Origin of the sequence: Paludibacterium sp. B53371 (assembly GCF_018802765.1) — a bacterium.
In the GTDB taxonomy this organism is placed as follows: domain Bacteria; phylum Pseudomonadota; class Gammaproteobacteria; order Burkholderiales; family Chromobacteriaceae; genus Paludibacterium.
Genome location: NZ_CP069163.1, coordinates 2946127 through 2963824 on the forward strand (window position 1 = coordinate 2946127; position 17698 = coordinate 2963824).

Below are 17698 nucleotides of genomic sequence, written 5' to 3' on the forward strand. Positions count from 1 at the left end.
CAAAACATCGGTTAATATTTGAGCTTAACCGGCACCACTTTTCTTATATTTTTAAAAAACTGCTCAAGCTTTGGCCGCGCCCTCAAATAGTGAAGCAGCCCTCGAATAGAAAAGTGGTAAGCTGCTGAAAAATTAATACGCCTTGTTTTTATTACAACCCAAACCTCTTCAAAGGCAAGCTTAATTTTGAACTGCAGCAAAAACAACATCACATAAAAAAACCTGAATGCCGCATAATTTCTTCTGAACTCCACATCCTGACAAACAGGCACGCTATTATTTATTAAATTGCCACCATTCAATTTATCAAATACAAGCTTAAAGCCAGAGTCGATATCATAGGTTTTGATCGCTCTTTCATATGCCTGCTGTGCCATCGCCTCTCTGCGATTGTTTTCTGACAAATACAGCCGCACCTTCTCAAGAAGTTCTTCTCGGGTATGAAATACATCAAATTCATCTCCCAGAGCAAACATGTTTTCAATCCCAGCCGCATGCTGCGATAAAACAAAACCACCACATAGCGCGATCTCGATTGGCCTTCCCTTTGACTGTTTTATTCGTTGATTAATGGATGGAAGTCGAATTGCATAGCCTGAAAAATCAGCCGTTCCCGTAAAATTCAGATTGATCTTGCTTCTATTAAATACTTCAATCATTTTTTCGAAAGAAGCAAATCCATTCTCGCTCCCCACGCCATATGTTTGAACATTAACGCCATTACTTCGGAGGTAATCAATATATTCAGCGCGATTTGACTGTTTCAAGTTGCCCACAAAGGAGACATCAATATCCTTCTCTATGCTGTCAAGTTTTTTATATGCCGATTTATCATACAATGCAAAGCTTGTATGTGCAGGTATATTTAAATGCTCATACCGATATCTTGACAGCCAATCAGGCAGCAGAACAAGACTTGCCACTTGAGCATAATATCGATCTACGCCCTCAAAAAAATACTCTGTATCAAAGTAGTTAATGACTATTTTGGCCTTACTTGACAATCTAGACAAATAATCAAGACTGAACGTCAGGTCGCATGACCACCATACAAAAAAAACATGGGTAATGGCATACTTTTCCACCTCCTCGTCAATCAGGCTCTCAAGCCTCCTTCGTCCAAGCTGGTGGTAAGTCTCTATATAATCTATATATCTATATACGCCAGCATTACGCCGAATTCCATTACAGTAATCTTCAAAGACCCTATTGATTCCATCATTAAAATGACTAAGAACCAAAACACGGTTAGAGTTTTCTATCATGTCGATTTTTTCGAGCAGCGCCCATACATGGCAAAAATAGGGAAAAGCGGAACCCAAAGATACCGGAGATACAAGTGCGGATTAACAAGCGCTATAAATAAAAACATAAAACATGCCAACGCAGCCGGTATACGCTCAAGGGATGAGTTACCAAGGAATAATGTCCGCGCACCAGTCCAAAAGTAGCAAAAAAAGGCGATAGCAGACAATAACCCACATTCCAACCAGAGAAGCATATAGGTGTTATGAATATCCAGTTGCACACCAAAAAACTTGAAATTCGAGGAATATACAGAATTACCTAACCCTACCCCCCAAACAATATTTCCACCGTAATGACGAATCTCATGAAAGCCCATACGAATTAGCTGCATTCGCTGAATAGCACTGCCGACTTCTCCGTGCGAGGTTACTGGCACTTGATCGGAGGTTGCTGGCACTTGATCGGAGGTTGCTGGCACCTGATCGAAGGATTCTGAAACGTGGGCAGAGGCCACGTCCGGGCCAACCACAGTTCTGACCATTTCAGTGAGTTTTATTGCGGCGCTGTCGACTCTCGGTGACAAGTCAGTTGTAACTGTTTTGGCATAAAAATAAACAAGACAACTTGTCATCAACACCCAGAGAAAACTCTTTAAGAAAAATAAAAAAATTTGCTTAATTTCAATATGCCGGCTGCGCACTAGTTGTGACAGAGGATAAACAGCTAGCACACAGAGCATCAGCAGACCAAGCCATCCGCTAAACGAGACAGTCAAAACCAGAGAAACAATGGATAGTGTTTGCCCCAGAAACCCTACAATTCTCCACCGACCGAAATCACATGAAGCAAGATAGGTATAAAATGGCAACATCAAAATAATAACATTTGCAAATCCGTTTGCATTGCCATAAGTGCCTATCGCCCTGTGTACTGAATAAAAATGGCTTCGAATAAACTCCGGAATGGCATGATTCAATAGAACAAGTCCAATCATCATCGGCACAAGGTATCCGACAGCCAGCCATCTAATTAATGTATGTACTCTCATGCTAAAGAAGCGCTCAGCGATAAGCGGTAGCGCAACCATGACAAAACCATACTGACATAGCGCAACTAAAAAAGAGTAAAAATGAAATGGATAGGTTTCTGAGGCGTATACTCGTCCTGTCAACGACCCCAAAATCAGCAGGGCAACAAAAATTGCCCCTAGTGATGACAATTGATTCCCCCGAAGCCGAGTCATCATATGATGACGCTCCTCGTAAACGACGATTCCAAATAACACAAACAAAAAAATATCTACTAAGCTTAGGCTGACCCCACGAGAAAAATCATCACCATACCAGCGAAGGTAATAAAAGGGCGCAAGTAAAATCGCCCCCATTGTCATAAATCGTATACATTTTTCTCGTAAAGCTCCAATCTCGTTCATCCCCCGCCCCCAGCCTTGCTAGAACATTAACCAATGAGTTTTACAAAACTCTATAATCCACTGCACGCGTCTTTAAGTTTCTTCAAAAAAGGGATTTTTCGCAAAACACTTTTTACTCGACCTTTAAAATCGTATGGAATAGGGGTATTGATTTCCCACCATTCACACCGTCTTTTCTTGCCCAAAAAAGGGTGCCATTTTGCAAAAAAAGTCTCGGTATCCTTCTCAAATGAACTCGCCAAATTGGCCTGCTTCACTACATCTTCTGCTTGAGCAATTTCAATCCAAGCATTCTGACACACTTGAACACTCCCGCCCATGGCATGAATTCTGAGAGAAAGATCAGGATCCGCCCAATAATTACGGAAAACCGGATCAAACAATCCACCGGCGGCATCAATCGTTTTCTTTGTGGCGCATAGCCAACCTACATAAAGCTTCCCATAAACCGACCACTGCTCCGACTCTCTGCCTGTTTCATCTTTTTTTCGGAAGCCTGCAGCGAAAAGCCCATCCTGACTCTTAGTAAATTTCACTATATTTTCAAGGGCTTGTGGCTGTATTTTTGCATCATCGGACCAAAGCACAACCATCTCGCCAGAAGCTGCCTTATAAGCCTCGTTCATGGCGTGAATGACTCCACGACGTTCGTTTTCCTGTATATGAACAACTCTTGGCAAATCAACACTAAAAGGACTAACGAGAACCACTTCATAGTCAATTTGATGGATATGTTCGGCAAACTCGCTTATACGTTGCTTCGCGAGCTCAGGCCTGATCGACGGAAGAAGAATACTGATAGCAGTCATGCGTATAGGTGCCTTTAGGCAAGATTAGCAATGATATTGGGGTCATCGAGAACTCGTACAATTTTCCCGGCCTCTAGATTTAAAATAAAATCGCACGTGCGCAAGGTACTAAGCCGATGTGCGATGATCAGAAGCGTGATACTGCGATCCAGCATCGTGATGGATTGCATAACCGCTCTCTCAGTCTCGGTATCCAATGCACTAGTGGCCTCATCCAACACCAGTACAGAAGCTTGTTTATACAGTGCGCGTGCAACACCAATACGTTGCCGCTGGCCACCAGACAAACGTACTCCTCGTTCACCGACCAGAGTGTCATAACCATGAGAAAGGCTCATCACATACTGATCGATCTGGGCCATTTTTGCGGCCTTATGGACCAGATCAATATCAATGGATTTACGTTCGACACCAAATGCAATGTTTTCTGCAATGGTCGTGTCGGCAAGATAAAGACTTTGCGACACATGCGACACAGTTCTCTGCCAACAACCGAGGTTTTGTTGGCAGAGCTGGGTGTCATCAATGTATATCTTGCCCTCTGTCGGCAGCAGCAGTCCCATGACAATATCAAGCAGAGTACTTTTCCCACTCCCGGTGGGCCCGATAATTCCTACTCGTGAGCCGGCTGGAATACGTAACTGTTCGATATCAACAATCCAAGAGCCGGCAGTCTGATAACGAAATTTCACGCCTTCTAGTGTCACCGCCTCACGTAAAACTAGAGGAGTATCTTGCTTTCCTTGCACGGGCCTAACTTGGTCAAGCAGCAGCAAGGAATCTTCAAGGGAAGACTTACTCCCCATGATTAATGACCATGAGTTATATGCTTGTTGAAAGGCGGGCAGTAAGCGCTGAACGCCAAGGGTGAGCGCGCCGAGCGTTGGTAGTGCATTAGCCAACCCCCCCTGCTTCTGGAGCACAAATGCTAGCAGCGCAATAGTTACAGCACCAAGTGCCTCCATGACATAGCGCGGACACCCGGATGTGAATAGATTCCGGCCCTGTGCACGTCTCATCGCCAAATCCGCTTTGCTGTACTGCTCACAAAAAATATGCTGGGTACCGTTAACAAGTACTTCTCTAATCCCGCCCAACCCCTCCTGCAGCGCCTTGATTGTGCTCGTCTGCGCACGAGCAATGATCTTGCTGTCTGCAGAGAGCTGAGCATATGTCATTCGTGCCAAACCTAAGTAACATGCAGCAAAAAAAGCGGAAGTACCAAGTGCAACGACAGGGTCGATGACAACTAGCGCTGTAAAAATGAATACCAAAACAATCGTCGAGTTCACAATGGTAAGACTCGGCAGCAATACATCGAACATCACCGCATTTGTCTTGGTTGTGATGCCGCTAACGATCTCAGCGCTGTTTCTGGCTATATGCACTGCGTACGGCTGATACAGCGTACGCTCGTAAATATTCATACTCAAATCCGCGCCTGCACTGAACGTCAGCCAGGTAGTCGCGCGCAGTAACACCAGCCTCAATACACCGGCGATCAATGACAAGACTACAAATACTAAAGTCAACATTGCGAATGGTCCCAATCCAAGAAAACCTAGGATTGGTTCCAACCTCTGCAACACGGCGCGTGTTGTATGTCCATCAGGTGCAGCAAGGGCGCCAAGGAAAGGTAAGACAGCTCCCAATGATGCAATCTCGGAAATTGCACTTGCTAGCATAAGAAGCAGCAACCACCCGAATTGCCACCGGCGATTAGGCGCAAGATGATGCCATAACCGCTGTAGTTGCTTAAGAACATTCAATGCACGATTTGGGGACGCTATCTGCGGCATTCGCTAATCTCAACACTCGCTGAAAATAAATGGATCAACCTAGAAGATGGTAATGTGCCTACCTTGCTCCGGACTTAGCAATGTAGTGCACTGCAGAAAGCAGGTTCTCGGCAAGAGGGATTTCTGGCGATACTGCAGCAGACTCCCTCAACCCATATCCCGTCTGAACCAGGATCGGAGACACACCACACTTCATACCTGCGGCAATATCCGACTGCTTATCGCCAACGATCCAGGATCTGTGTAGCGCGATATTAAACGATTGCTGTGCAGCCAGTAGCATGCCGGTATCCGGTTTGCGGCATGAGCATGCACGGTCTAATCCGAATTGAGGATGGTGCGGGCAGTAGTAAAAGGCATCAATTTTTGCCCCTGCCCTGGCCAGCTCTTCATCAACCCTAGCATGCAAGTTCAGGATATCTGCCTCGTTATAATAGCCACGCGCAACGCCGGCTTGATTAGTTACCACAATGACAAGATAACCTAATCGATTTAGCAATCCGATTGCATCAATTGCACCAGGAATCCACTCCCAATCCTCGAACTTGTACAGATACTCTTTTTCAATGTTAATCGTACCATCTCGATCCAAAAATACAGCTTTTTGGCCAACAAATTCAGATATTTTGGGAGCACTTTGGGTCATAAACTTTCCATCATTTTAAGTTGCTGGAAGAAAAATCAGTCAAGTCCATGCCCGTCAACGCGCCTCCTCCACTCTATCCACCAGCCACTCAGCAAATGCCATTGAGCTCGTAAATGCAGGAGAAATAGAATTAAGTACATGCAGCGTACTATCAGTTCTCTCGATAATATAATCCATCTCAAGCGTTTTGGTTTTGACATTGATTAGCTGAGGTCGTATACCCACCTTATCACAGGGAATCAAGTCAGAAGCAGTCAGCTCTTTCATCAGTTTTTGCGCAGATGCCAAAAAGGAGCTTTTTAAATATTTTTTTGCTTCTGTATGCACCAGCAACCTGAAATTTTGCTTATTGGCACAGTACATACCAAAAAGTTCTACGCCAATCTTCATGCTTTCGAACAGCTCCAGCCCCTTGAGGATGCCATAATTCTCGCGGCCAAGGGCTGGTATTGCGGTTGGACCAACGTAGACATCTCCGCTGATGCCTCGCGTGAGATGGACGCCGAGGAAAGGTAGATCAACATCGGGCACAGGATAAATATTGCCAAGTACGAGATCTCTGCGCTCTGGTCGCAATTTGTAGTAAATACCCTTGAAAGGTACTAATGTATAGTCCTTCGCTAATCCAAACTTTTTGGCTACTATATCTGCTCCAGCCCCCGCGCAATTAAAAAGATATCCATAGGAAAATGTTTCCTTTGGGGTCTGCGCAATTTTTTCACGGGGCAAAGCCGACACAAGAGGAGATTCGAAAACAATCTCTACTCCTTCTTGCTCTAGCAACGTCCGTAGCTTACAGACAACTGCTTTACTATCTATTACAGCAGTATCTGGACAATATATGCCCGTTTGATACGCTGTCGCATGCGGCTCAAGCCTGCGAATACCGTCCTCATCCAAGCGTTCGGCAACTATGCCATTCTCTTTCGCATTTTTTAATAAACGCTCGACTGTTGGCAAATCCCGCTCAGATGTTGCAATGATAACTTTCCCAGAACGGCGGCAAGGAATGTTGTGCTCTTCGGCAAACAAGCGCATTTTAGTTGCGCCCGAAGAGCACACCTTCGCTTTGAGCGTCGTGCTTCCGTAGTAAACACCAGAATGTAATACGCCACTGTTACGCCCACTGGCATGCTTTCCAACTTCAACATCTTTCTCCAGCACAATAATTTTTGCAGCTGGATTACGCCGTTTCAGTTCTCTTGCAACCGTCAAGCCAACAATACCAGCACCGACAATCAAGTAATCACAGGTTTGAGCCATAATATTTTTACACGTTACCAAAACGGGCATTGCGAATCATAGTAAACCCGGTAATTAGCTCGGAAATACCACGATCAAGAGAGAACTCTGGTTTAAATCCAGTGGACTCCAATTTTTCATTAGAAACAATATAATTACGCTGGTCCGGATCTTTACCAACCGGGGCGTCAATGAAAACGAAATTAGGCAATTGTTTTTGAATATGTTCGCAAAGTTCTGTTTTCGACACGTTTGCATCAGACAGGCCGACGTTATAGATTTGGCCCTTCATTTTCTCATGATTATTCAGAGCGTGCTGGAATGCCCGTGACACATCTCGCACATGGATATAGTTTCGTTTGAATTGTCCTTCGAAAAGAACTACAAAACGGTCATGAACAGCTCGGTAGGTGAAGTCATTCACCAGCAGGTCGATTCGCATGCGGGGAGACATACCAAACACCGTAGCCAGTCGGAAGCTAATCGCATTCGGGTGCTCCATGAGCTTTTTCTCAACCTTAACCTTTTCGATAGCATATTGCGAAATAGGATTAAGCGGAGACTCCTCGGTGCAGAAGTTATTCTCATCGCCAGTACCGTATGCACTATTGGTCGTTGGCATCAGTACCATTTGCTCTTTCGACATCAGCTTAAGCATCATCTCAATCGCATCATGGTTCGTCGTTGTCGCCCCAACGGGATCCATGCTGCAAAGAGGCGCACCGACCAAGGCAGCCAGAGGAATTACGACATCATTTTTTTTCAACAGTGGTGCGATAGTCGACTCAACACGAATATCACCTTTGACAACAGAGAAATTCGGGTGATAGCAGCAATGGTTGAGACTTGCTTGCTTATACATAAAATTATCAATCACGGTCACTTTATGGCCTGCAGCTAGCAAGTCGGGAACCATAACAGAGCCAAGGTAACCGGCGCCACCAGTGACTAGAATATTAAAAGCCATTTTTTTTCCTTCTAAAGTTGCGTTAATTAAACATCAGCTGCTCGATATACTCACACAGCGTATGAGCAAGCACTATATGTACTTCTTGAATTGTTGCGGTATATTCACCCGGGGAAACAATGCAGTGGGTAGCCAGTTCTTTAGAAAGTCCGCCATCACGGCCAGCAAAAACGATACTAGGAATATCCATTCTTTTACATGCTTCAAGCGCACGTATGATATTCTTCGAATTACCCGATGTAGTGATCCCGAGGAAAATATCCTGAGGGGACATTTTTCCTTCTACCTGACGAGAGAAAACCTCATCATAGCCATAGTCATTACCAATGGCCGTCAAAATAGAAGTATCAACTGTTAATGCTTCTGCCGGGAGGGGTTTTCTGTCCCTTGCCAGCTTGCTGACAAACTCGGCAGCCAAATGCTGGGCATCCGCAGCAGACCCACCATTTCCAGCAATGTAGAGTCTGCCACCATTGCGATATTGTCTGGCTACATCCAGAGCCGCCTGCTCGAAAGAAAGACATTGCGCAGCATCAGCCAAAAGTGCCTGCTTAGCAGCAATCGACCGGAGCAAGTTAGCCTGCAAAATTTCGGATGGTTTCATTTCTTTTCCCGTCATGTACGCAAAAATTCACTCGCACGATGGTAATCATGGGGAACACCAATATCGATAAACTTCCCGGGGCAGGCCAAACCATACAATGCTCGGCCAGCATTCTGGATCGTGCTCAGGATACCCTCCTCCAGTGAGACCTTCTCTCCCTGAGCATATCCACAGTCAGCCAAAACGTCAGACTGTATGATGTATACGCCACCATTCCCCAGAAAAGGCTTTTTATCACTCATTGCCGATCGAAGAGAAACAATGCGACAATCATCATCAGTAATGACACCCATATAGCGATTGGCATCACATGTATTAAACAAGGCAAACGTCCAATCCGACTTTCTCTGTCGATGAAAGGCAATCAGCTCAGACAGTGACACATCAAAAAACGTATCGCCGTTTAAAACAAGGAGCGTTGAATGCGGCGGAGCAAGGGTGGCAGCCATCAAAAGCCCACCCCCGGTTCCCAACGGCTGCTCTTCAACCGCATACTGAAGCATTGCCCCATGATAATTGGCGCCAAAGTGGTCAATTATCACTTCATAGCGATAGCCAACGGATAGGATGAAAGAGCGGATGCCCTGATCAATCCAATAATCAAGCTGATACTCAAGGAAAGGGCGCCCATCGATAGGAGCCATTGGTTTCGGTACATCGGCGACAACACTCCGCAACCGTGTTCCTAAGCCTCCAGCAAGAATAATTGCTGTCGTTGGCTCCCCGTCTGTCAAGTCATCTCCTCGAATCATGGCAAATCAGACCGCATTCAAGATTCGGCACAACTCATCGACTTCTTCATCATGAAGATCCGGGAAATTGCCAATATAGAAGCCGTAGAAGTGGATGTGCTCAGTCTGAGGGAACTGAAGGTGATAATCGTGCGGCACAATACCCTTTAAGTAGGGCTGTCGCAGCTGATTTCCGCCCCCTGCACTTCCACGACGGAACTCGATACCGCATTCTCTCATCCGAACCATTAAGTGCTGGACAAAATCGTCATCAGGTTGTTGCAAGATAAGATTAAAGGCATAGTTGCTCGACCCTTCGAGCTTAAAATCTGTGCGGTATCTTACAGGATCAATCTTACTCAAGAACCGCTCCAGATTCGCCGTTCGCCTTGCAACATTCTGGTCAAGACGCTTCAGTTGACTGAGCCCCATGATGCCGCCAATCTCGGTATTACGCACGTTATAAGCGGGATAAGCAAAGATGAAATCCGGATTCAATTCAGGATATTGCTCCAAATACGATGCCTTGAGTTGATCGTTATTGGCTTCTCGGACCATTCCATGCGAACGAAGCATGCGTGCTTGTTGATACACAGACTCATCATTGGTGCAGACCATCCCCCCCTCAATCGTGCTCATATGATGGGCATAGTAGAAGGAGAAGTTGGACATCCAGCCGATACTGCCGGCTTTCCGATGATTATGCATGGCACCGTGCGACTCACAAACATCCTCGATAAGCGGAATATTGCGACGCTCCAGTTCGACAATCAGCTCATCCGTCAGTGCATCGAAACCCTGAATATGACTTAAGAACACAGCCCGGGTTTTTTCACTCAGCTTGGCGATGATTTGAGCGCTATCCATCCCTAATGTACGCGGATCAATATCAACAAAAACCGGGGTAAACCCATTTTGCAAAACGGAAGCAATGTCTGAAATCCATGTCAGGGGGGGGACAATCACCTCACCGCCATCAGGATGATTCAAACGCAAAATGGCCATTGACAACAGGTTAGCAGAGGCACCGGAATTGACAAAAACGCTGTATTTTACGCCAAGCCATTTGGACCATTCCGCCTCAAATTTACGGACATTAACCGAATGAGTCAGAATTGGATCATCTTGCTTCAGATGCTCAATAACAGCATCCAAATCTTCTCGAGCAATATTATTGCGCATCAATGGAAATTTCATTAGTTCTCCCAACAAGTTTTCTATGATCCAATTTAGAGGACATTTAAGAAATTCTGAACTTTTGACATGACAGCGTGGGGGCCAATACCCACTTCTTCATGAAGACTGGAGCGTGTCCCGAGTTCAAAGCTATACCCACCTTCCACACCAAGATTCAAAAGCCGTGTCGGCAAATTTTCACGCTGAATAAACTCGAATAGCATTGCATCCATGCCGCCACGTCCATGGAACCCTTCTTCAAGAGACACGGCACCTTCGTATCGTGCCAACTCATTATTCAGACCTATCCGATCAAATTCAGACAAATCGAACAGATCGATCACGCCAACATTTACCCCCTCAGCTGTTAATGCTTCGGCCACTTGCAATGCCGTATGCACCATGTAACCCGTCGCAATCAGAGCAACCTTTTTACCCTGACGATGAACGTGGAATCCCATATGTAAATCAGGCTCAGAGGTATAGATCATGGGCAAAACCTGAGCGTCCAATCGGAGATATTTTGGTCCATTCTTTTGTATACACAGATCGAACAGCCCCCCGGCCACAACCTGATCCGCCGGCGACAACACGCGCATATTTGGCATTGCACGCATCAGTGTAATATCCTCGTAGCACTGATGTGTCGGACCGGATACTACGTAGCTGTATCCTGCACCGACACCAATGAGATTCACATTCATTGGTCGTACCTGAGACAACAGCGCAAGATTGACGCGGATTTGCTCGTAGCAGCGCATTGTAATGAATGGCGCAATCGCATAAGCAAAAACCGTATAACCCTCAAGAGCTAAACCTGCAGAAACATTGATGAGATTCTGTTCCGCAATACCGACGTTTACGAAACGATCTGGGTAGTCAGCACGAATTTTATCAAGCACGGGGGAGCCAAAGTCCGCGCAGGCAAAGAAAATTTTGGGATCTTCACCCATTGCAAGCCAAATACGCTGCAATAAGGCATCACGCATTGCTAGCGTCTTCACGGGCGCATTCATTTCGTTTGCTCCAACAAGCTATCGATCAACTCCGGCTTGGGATTGATGATATGAGATAAGGGTGCATCCTCAAGGCCTGGTATGCCTCGCCCTTTAGTCGTATGGGCGATAATTGCCTTAGGCTTGCCTTCCCTGCATTGCTTGGCCAGCAAGAGGGCATTTTGCACCTCAAGAACATTATGACCATCAACTTCCTGGCAATCCCAGCCAAATGCGGCCAAGCGAGCACTCAATTGGCCATGAGATACGATGGTATCTGTATGGCCAAGCATGCTGATTCGGTTGTCGTCTACAATAAGGTGCAGATTGTCCAATTGGTGCTGCGCGGCAAACATGATCGCCTCCCAGTTCGCCCCTTCATGCAATTCACCATCACCTGCAACGACAAACACGCTCATATCCTCTGATTGTCTTTTCAGCCCAAACGCCGATCCTGTCCCCACCCCCAAGCCATGGCCCAACGAACCATTGACCGTCTCGTAGCCGGGAATCACTGGATCAGGAATTCCGCCAAGAAAGCCGCCGGGCTCGCAGACATGCTGCAGCGCCTCCATGGCAAAAAAGCCCAAGTCAGCCAGGATTGGATACATGCAAATCGAGCCATGCCCCTTGCTGATAATGCACCGATCCCGCTGCTTCGCCCTGGGGTTTTTCGCGTCGTAGCGGAGAACCCCACCATAGTAAAGCGCTACAAAGATCTCGATAGAAGACAAAGAAGATGCCAAGCGAGTCTCTGGCGCACGCCGATGAATTGCCAGCGTTTCGCGCCAAACCCAGTGGGCTTTTTGTAATAAATCTACAGGCTCATTTCGCACAGGGTATCCTCACTTCGTTTGCTGACCAACATACCATTGGTACGTTGACTTCAGACCATCGTAGAAATCGACAGTTGGACGCCAACCAAACTCCCTCAGACGAGAACTATCCAACAGTTTTCTTTGAGCACCATCAGGTTTGCTGGTATCCCACTCCAGCGCTCCATCATAGCCAACAACGGAGGCAATTTTCTCCGCAAGCTCCTTAATCGAGAAGTCCAGTCCACTACCCACATTCACAGGCAATGATAACTGCGAAGTATCTTGTACCAACAATGAGAGACAAGCATCAGCAATATCGTCAACATGGATAAACTCTCGGCGAGGTTGGCCACTCCCCCACAAAGTCACACTGGCGGCTCCAGCGAGTTTTGCCTCGTGAAACCTTCGGATCAAGGCAGATAACACATGTCCCGACTTGGGGTCAAAATTATCATTCGGTCCATAAGCACTATTAGGAATGACAGGAATGAACCGATTTTCCCCATCCTGCTGATTATAAGCTAGGCACATTTGAACTCCTGCCAACTTTGATATGGCGTACGCCATGCTGGTTGGCTCCGGGTAGCCGGAAAGCAAAGCTGCTTCGCTCATTGGCTGAGGACAAACTTTTGGGTACATGCATGAGGATGCAAAAAATAGCAATTTACGAACTTTAGAACGACGCGCCGCCCGCATGACATTGAGCTGGATTGACAAATTCTTATCCATGAAATCGGCAGGATGCGTTTGATTCTCAACGATGCCACCAACTTTTCCCGCAGCCAAAACTACGTAGTCTGGCTTGTGCTCATCAAAAAAACGTTCTACAGCCGCAGTATCCGTCAACTCCAGATCTCGATGGGATTTGACCAAAATCTGGCGAAATCCTTCACGCTCTAATCTGCGCAGCACGGCTGAACCAATTAAGCCGGTGTGGCCGGCCACGTAAATTTTTGCTTGCTTATCCATTTTCAGAACCCATTCGGCTGGTATAAAACGACGCGGCTTCCCGAGTCCTCAAAATCAAAAGGAACGTGAATAAGCTTATGCAACCTTTCACGAATTGCTTGTTGTCGTTCTGGCTTAGCAAATAAGAGAAGGAACCCCCCCCCACCAGCACCAAGAATTTTACCTCCAAGAGCCCCCGCATCAAGTGCAGATTGATAAATTTCATCAATTTCAGGCGTAGAGACGCGATCCGACAAACTACGCTTATATAACCAGCTCGTATGCAACAATTGGCCAAACCGTTCAATTGGCTCGCGTGAATCTTGCAGCAATCCAATGGCCTCATCCACCATGGCGCGCATATGGTTCAATTCTTTTTCTCGGTTTTTTAAATTCTCAACCTTAGATTTAGCAACTTCAGAAGCAATACGAGAGAATCCAGTAAAGAACAACATCAAGTGAGAACGCAGTTCTTCTTTGCGATTTGCCGGCAAAATTACTGGCGAAGCATCGAAGGAGTCATTCTTGTGAAACTCAATTCTATTAAATCCCCCGATTGCAGCAGAGATTTGATCCTGTGATCCTACATTTTCCCCAATCACGTTTTGCTCTACATGGATAGCATCAGCCGCCAGTTTTTCCTGACTGACCATCTTTCCTTGCATTCCATATAGCGCATGTAATAAACCAACAGTAAACGAAGAGCTAGAACCCAAGCCAGAGCGGGCGGGAAGGTCGCCATCATGGTGAATCTCCAAGCCATCGTCTACATTCATCCATTGCAAAATGGCGCGTACCGCAGGGTGTTGAATCGCATCGATTGTCTGGACATTTTCAATTTGCGAATAAACAATACGGTGTTTGTGTTCAAAGAAAGGAGGGAGCCGTCTGCACGAAATATAGCAATATTTATTGATGGAGGTTGCCAAAACAGAGCCGCCATGCTCTCTATACCAGGCAGGATAATCACTCCCACCTCCAAAAAACGAAATTCTGAAGGGCGTTCTGGTAATAATCATATTAACGTTTCTCAAACACAATGAAATTTATCGCCAAATTGACAACGCAAATTTTTATCCGCCGCGCGCAGAAAACTCAGTGAAATTCAGAGTCTCAAATCTGACTCCTGAGCAGTCAGAACGTATTTCAGATCATACAAAACTGAATTGGGCTTACCAAGTGCACGGATTGCAGCAGCCCCCATGCTTTTGAACTGATAATGAGATACGGCCAAAACGATGGCATCGTAGCTACCGGAATGCGGCTCAGGAATTGGCGAGATGTTGTATTCGTGCCGGGCCTCATCAACGGACACCCAGGGATCGTAGACTTCCACAACACAGTTGTAGTCTTTAAGTTCAGCAACGATATCGACCACACGCGTGTTACGTAAATCCGGACAGTTCTCTTTGAATGAGAGTCCCATGATCAATACCTTGGCACCCTCTACTTGGATACGCTTCTTGATCATTGATTTGACCAGCTGAGCCGCCACATAGGCACCCATGCTGTCATTCAGACGCCGGCCGGCCAGAATAATTTCTGGATGGTAACCAATAGCTTGTGCTTTATGAGTTAAATAATAAGGATCGACACCAATACAGTGACCACCAACCAAACCTGGGCGGAAAGGAAGAAAGTTCCACTTGCTCCCAGCTGCCTTTAGCACAGCTTCCGTATCGATATCCATTTTATTAAAAATCAGGGCCAGTTCATTCACGAGGGCGATATTGAGATCACGCTGAGTGTTTTCAATAACTTTGGCAGCCTCGGCCACTTTGATACTTTCAGCTTTATGTGTACCGACTGTAATAATTTCGTTATATAAAGCATCGATCAAGTCTGCAATTTCAGGCGTTGAGCCAGACGTGATTTTTTTAATAGTTGTGACGCGGTGTTCTTTGTCACCAGGATTAATTCGTTCTGGGCTATAGCCGCAGTAGAAATCTTGATTCAGCTTCAACCCAGAAAACTTTTCAAGAACAGGGGCACAGTCCTCTTCAGTACACCCAGGATAGACTGTAGACTCATAAATAACGATGTCTCCCTTTGCAAGTACCTTCCCGACAGTTTCGCTAGCCTTGATCAAAGGAGTTAGGTCTGGCCGCTTGTATTCGTCAATGGGAGTAGGGACCGTTATGATGTAACAGTTACATGCACGAAGATCATCGATTTCTGCGGTATAAGTGAGGAGTTTTGCTGCTGCTAGCTCATCCGACGTAGTTTCCAGAGTATAATCCGAGCCACATTTCAGATCATTAATACGCCGCTGGTTGATGTCGAACCCTACAACGGAGCGTTTCCGACCAAACTCTACTGCCAAGGGCAACCCAACATAACCAAGTCCAACAACAGCAAGCTTAACATCTTGTAGATGCATCAAGTTTTACCCCGAAACGAAAATTCAATGGAAACAATGCTGTCCGCCCAAAAGCGGTGGTAAACCCCGCCAAATTATCCAATAATAATCAATAAACTACTAAACTGATGAAAAAGCCGTGACACCGACACACATCTCATTTCATGAGTGCATAGCGCTGTCGAACAGAGTCTAACAGATGCACTTACAGAACAAAAATTTTAGCCTAATGTACTACAATATGAGGAAGGCGTGGACTGTCTTTTCCGAAGCTAGAAGACGATAAGATATATAACGTTCAAAACGACAAACACCCAAATTCGTTTGAAACACAAATAAGACTGTATCGAACTCCACGGATGACAGATGCGTGGGGGGGATTCTATGATCATCCGTCACCGCTCAACAACATGAGCAGTCTCTCTACCTGATGAATCTATCGAAGGATACTTAATCAGAGGGGAGCCTTGTTGTCACCCTCCCCTCCCTGTCAAAATCAATTCACCTCCCCAGCCACCCCAAAATCCCCTCCGCCGCCTCCCGGCCCTCAAACACCGCACGCACGACCAGATCGGCCCCGCGCACCATGTCCCCGCCGGCGAAGATCTTTGGATTGGCGGTCTGGTACTTAAACTCGCCACGTGACGACACCACCGTCCGGCCACGACCATCCACCTTGACACCTTGTGCCTCAAACCAGGAGGCCGCCTCGGCCTGGAAGCCGAAGGCAATCAGCACGTGGTCACATTCGAGGATCTCTTCCGAGCCGGGCACGATCTCGGCATTGCGCCGCCCCTTGGCATCCGGCTCGCCCAGGCGGGTTTCAGCCAGTTTTACCCGCAAGCTGCCGTCTGCAGCACGCTCAATGCCCAGCGGTTGCCGTTGCCAGAGGAACTCGACACCTTCTTCCTTGGCGTTGGCCACTTCACGGCGCGAGCCCGGCATGTTGGCTTCGTCTCGACGATAAGCACAGATCACACTCTCCGCGCCCTGGCGGATGGCAGTCCGGTTGCAGTCCATCGCCGTGTCACCACCACCCAGCACCACCACACGCTTGCCCTGCATATTGAGCGGCGCCTCGCCGGCCGGCAGGGTGCCCATGCTCTGGCGCACGTTGTTGATCAGGTAGGGCAAGGCCTCCAGCACGCCCGGCAGATCCTCGCCGGGGAAGCCGCCCTTCATATACTGATAGGCGCCCATGCCCATGAACACCGCATCGTACTCTTGCAGCAGCGGCTCAATCTTGATGTCACGGCCGATTTCGGTGTTCAGGCAAAACTCGACACCCATGCCCTCCATGATCTCGCGCCGGCGGCGTACCACGGCCTTTTCCAGCTTGAACTCCGGAATACCGAAGGTCAGCAGGCCGCCAATTTCTTCATAGCGGTCAAACACCACCGGCCGCACCCCATTGCGCACCAGCACATCGGCACAGGCCAGGCCGGCCGGGCCGGCGCCAATGATGGCCACTTTCTTATTGCAGAAGGAGACGCGACTCATGTCCGGTCGCCAGCCGGCCTTGAAGGCCTCGTCGGTAATGTACTTCTCCACCGAACCGATGGTGACGGCCCCGAAGCCGCCCTGGTTCAGCGTGCAGGCGCCTTCACACAGACGGTCCTGCGGGCAGACGCGTCCGCAGATTTCCGGCAGCGAGTTGGTCTTGTGCGACAGCTCGGCCGCATCGAACAGACGCCCCTGCTTGACCAGCTCCAGCCAGTTGGGAATGTAGTTGTGTACCGGACACTCCCATTCGCAATACGGATTACCACAGGACAGGCAGCGCCCGGCCTGCTCGCCGGCATCTTCCCGGTTCAGCGGCTGGTAAATTTCCTTGAACTCGATCTTGCGGACTTCGGCGTCCACCTTCTCGCCCGGATTGCGTGCGAGATTCATAAATTGGAATACGTCACCCATGATTCACCTC

Annotated in this window: 16 protein-coding genes; all 16 read right to left on the reverse strand. The window is 47.3% G+C overall.

Going from position 1 to position 17698, the window contains the following annotated elements; genetic code table 11:
• Nucleotides 1-11: 11 nt before the first annotated feature.
• Nucleotides 12-1265, reverse strand: coding sequence for a glycosyltransferase (locus JNO51_RS14030; RefSeq protein WP_215778404.1), 1254 nt, complete (start codon nt 1263-1265; stop codon nt 12-14).
• Nucleotides 1262-2680, reverse strand: a complete 1419-nt coding sequence (locus tag JNO51_RS14035) for a hypothetical protein (RefSeq protein ID WP_215778406.1) — start codon at nt 2678-2680, stop codon at nt 1262-1264. The genes JNO51_RS14030 and JNO51_RS14035 overlap by 4 nt, the downstream gene beginning before the upstream one ends.
• A gap of 50 nt (nt 2681-2730) precedes the next feature.
• Nucleotides 2731-3489: a glycosyltransferase family 2 protein gene (locus JNO51_RS14040; protein WP_215778408.1), complete on the reverse strand. Its 759-nt coding sequence runs from the start codon at nt 3487-3489 to the stop codon at nt 2731-2733.
• 14 nt (nt 3490-3503) lie between these two features.
• A complete protein-coding gene (locus JNO51_RS14045; protein WP_215778410.1) occupies nt 3504-5024 on the reverse strand; it encodes an ABC transporter ATP-binding protein in 1521 nt (506 codons plus the stop codon).
• A gap of 322 nt (nt 5025-5346) precedes the next feature.
• Nucleotides 5347-5934 carry a D-glycero-beta-D-manno-heptose 1,7-bisphosphate 7-phosphatase gene (gene gmhB / locus JNO51_RS14050; protein ID WP_215778412.1) on the reverse strand — a complete coding sequence of 196 codons (588 nt, stop codon included), beginning with the start codon at nt 5932-5934 and terminating at the stop codon, nt 5347-5349.
• A gap of 54 nt (nt 5935-5988) precedes the next feature.
• Nucleotides 5989-7227: an L-2-hydroxyglutarate oxidase gene (lhgO, locus tag JNO51_RS14055; protein ID WP_215778414.1), complete on the reverse strand. Its 1239-nt coding sequence runs from the start codon at nt 7225-7227 to the stop codon at nt 5989-5991.
• The gene (locus JNO51_RS14060; protein WP_215778415.1) at nt 7205-8143 is read right to left on the reverse strand and encodes an NAD(P)-dependent oxidoreductase; all 939 of its coding nucleotides are present in this window, start codon (nt 8141-8143) and stop codon (nt 7205-7207) included. The genes lhgO and JNO51_RS14060 overlap by 23 nt, the downstream gene beginning before the upstream one ends.
• A 22-nt stretch (nt 8144-8165) precedes the next feature.
• Nucleotides 8166-8747 carry an SIS domain-containing protein gene (locus JNO51_RS14065; protein ID WP_215778416.1) on the reverse strand — a complete coding sequence of 194 codons (582 nt, stop codon included), beginning with the start codon at nt 8745-8747 and terminating at the stop codon, nt 8166-8168.
• 11 nt (nt 8748-8758) lie between these two features.
• A complete protein-coding gene (locus tag JNO51_RS14070) occupies nt 8759-9499 on the reverse strand; it encodes a nucleotidyltransferase family protein (protein ID WP_215778417.1) in 741 nt (246 codons plus the stop codon).
• A 6-nt stretch (nt 9500-9505) separates the two neighbouring features.
• On the reverse strand, nt 9506-10675 hold the full coding sequence (locus tag JNO51_RS14075; RefSeq protein WP_215778418.1) for a DegT/DnrJ/EryC1/StrS aminotransferase family protein: 1170 nt from the start codon (nt 10673-10675) through the stop codon (nt 9506-9508).
• Nucleotides 10676-10707: 32 nt separating this feature from the next.
• On the reverse strand, nt 10708-11670 hold the full coding sequence (locus JNO51_RS14080) for a transketolase family protein (RefSeq protein WP_215778419.1): 963 nt from the start codon (nt 11668-11670) through the stop codon (nt 10708-10710).
• A complete protein-coding gene (locus JNO51_RS14085) occupies nt 11667-12485 on the reverse strand; it encodes a transketolase (RefSeq protein ID WP_215778420.1) in 819 nt (272 codons plus the stop codon). The genes JNO51_RS14080 and JNO51_RS14085 overlap by 4 nt, the downstream gene beginning before the upstream one ends.
• Nucleotides 12486-12494: 9 nt before the next feature.
• On the reverse strand, nt 12495-13436 hold the full coding sequence (locus JNO51_RS14090) for a GDP-L-fucose synthase (RefSeq protein WP_215778422.1): 942 nt from the start codon (nt 13434-13436) through the stop codon (nt 12495-12497).
• A gap of 2 nt (nt 13437-13438) precedes the next feature.
• Entirely contained in the window at nt 13439-14434 is a 996-nt protein-coding gene (locus tag JNO51_RS14095) for a hypothetical protein (RefSeq protein ID WP_215778424.1), read from the reverse strand.
• An 86-nt stretch (nt 14435-14520) separates the two neighbouring features.
• Nucleotides 14521-15795, reverse strand: coding sequence for a Vi polysaccharide biosynthesis UDP-N-acetylglucosamine C-6 dehydrogenase TviB (tviB, locus tag JNO51_RS14100; RefSeq protein ID WP_305798419.1), 1275 nt, complete (start codon nt 15793-15795; stop codon nt 14521-14523).
• Nucleotides 15796-16275: 480 nt separating this feature from the next.
• Complete coding sequence (locus JNO51_RS14105; protein WP_305798420.1) at nt 16276-17688, reverse strand: FAD-dependent oxidoreductase; 1413 nt, start codon at nt 17686-17688, stop codon at nt 16276-16278.
• Between the last annotated feature and the right edge of the window lie 10 nt (nt 17689-17698).

Excerpts from the sequence above, each read along its gene's own strand:
- JNO51_RS14075 (WP_215778418.1), bottom strand. The coding sequence starts at position 10,675 with ATGAAATTTCCATTGATGCGCAATAATATTGCTCGAGAAGATTTGGAT.
- tviB (WP_305798419.1), bottom strand. The coding sequence starts at position 15,795 with ATGCATCTACAAGATGTTAAGCTTGCTGTTGTTGGACTTGGTTATGTT.
- JNO51_RS14035 (WP_215778406.1), bottom strand. The coding sequence starts at position 2,680 with ATGAACGAGATTGGAGCTTTACGAGAAAAATGTATACGATTTATGACA.
- JNO51_RS14080 (WP_215778419.1), bottom strand. The coding sequence starts at position 11,670 with ATGAATGCGCCCGTGAAGACGCTAGCAATGCGTGATGCCTTATTGCAG.
- JNO51_RS14065 (WP_215778416.1), bottom strand. The coding sequence starts at position 8,747 with ATGAAACCATCCGAAATTTTGCAGGCTAACTTGCTCCGGTCGATTGCT.
- lhgO (WP_215778414.1), bottom strand. The coding sequence starts at position 7,227 with ATGCCCGTTTTGGTAACGTGTAAAAATATTATGGCTCAAACCTGTGAT.
- JNO51_RS14070 (WP_215778417.1), bottom strand. The coding sequence starts at position 9,499 with ATGATTCGAGGAGATGACTTGACAGACGGGGAGCCAACGACAGCAATT.
- JNO51_RS14045 (WP_215778410.1), bottom strand. The coding sequence starts at position 5,024 with ATGTTGACTTTAGTATTTGTAGTCTTGTCATTGATCGCCGGTGTATTG.
- JNO51_RS14040 (WP_215778408.1), bottom strand. The coding sequence starts at position 3,489 with ATGACTGCTATCAGTATTCTTCTTCCGTCGATCAGGCCTGAGCTCGCG.
- JNO51_RS14030 (WP_215778404.1), bottom strand. The coding sequence starts at position 1,265 with ATGATAGAAAACTCTAACCGTGTTTTGGTTCTTAGTCATTTTAATGAT.
- JNO51_RS14105 (WP_305798420.1), bottom strand. The coding sequence starts at position 17,688 with ATGGGTGACGTATTCCAATTTATGAATCTCGCACGCAATCCGGGCGAG.
- JNO51_RS14060 (WP_215778415.1), bottom strand. The coding sequence starts at position 8,143 with ATGGCTTTTAATATTCTAGTCACTGGTGGCGCCGGTTACCTTGGCTCT.
- gmhB (WP_215778412.1), bottom strand. The coding sequence starts at position 5,934 with ATGACCCAAAGTGCTCCCAAAATATCTGAATTTGTTGGCCAAAAAGCT.
- JNO51_RS14090 (WP_215778422.1), bottom strand. The coding sequence starts at position 13,436 with ATGGATAAGCAAGCAAAAATTTACGTGGCCGGCCACACCGGCTTAATT.
- JNO51_RS14095 (WP_215778424.1), bottom strand. The coding sequence starts at position 14,434 with ATGATTATTACCAGAACGCCCTTCAGAATTTCGTTTTTTGGAGGTGGG.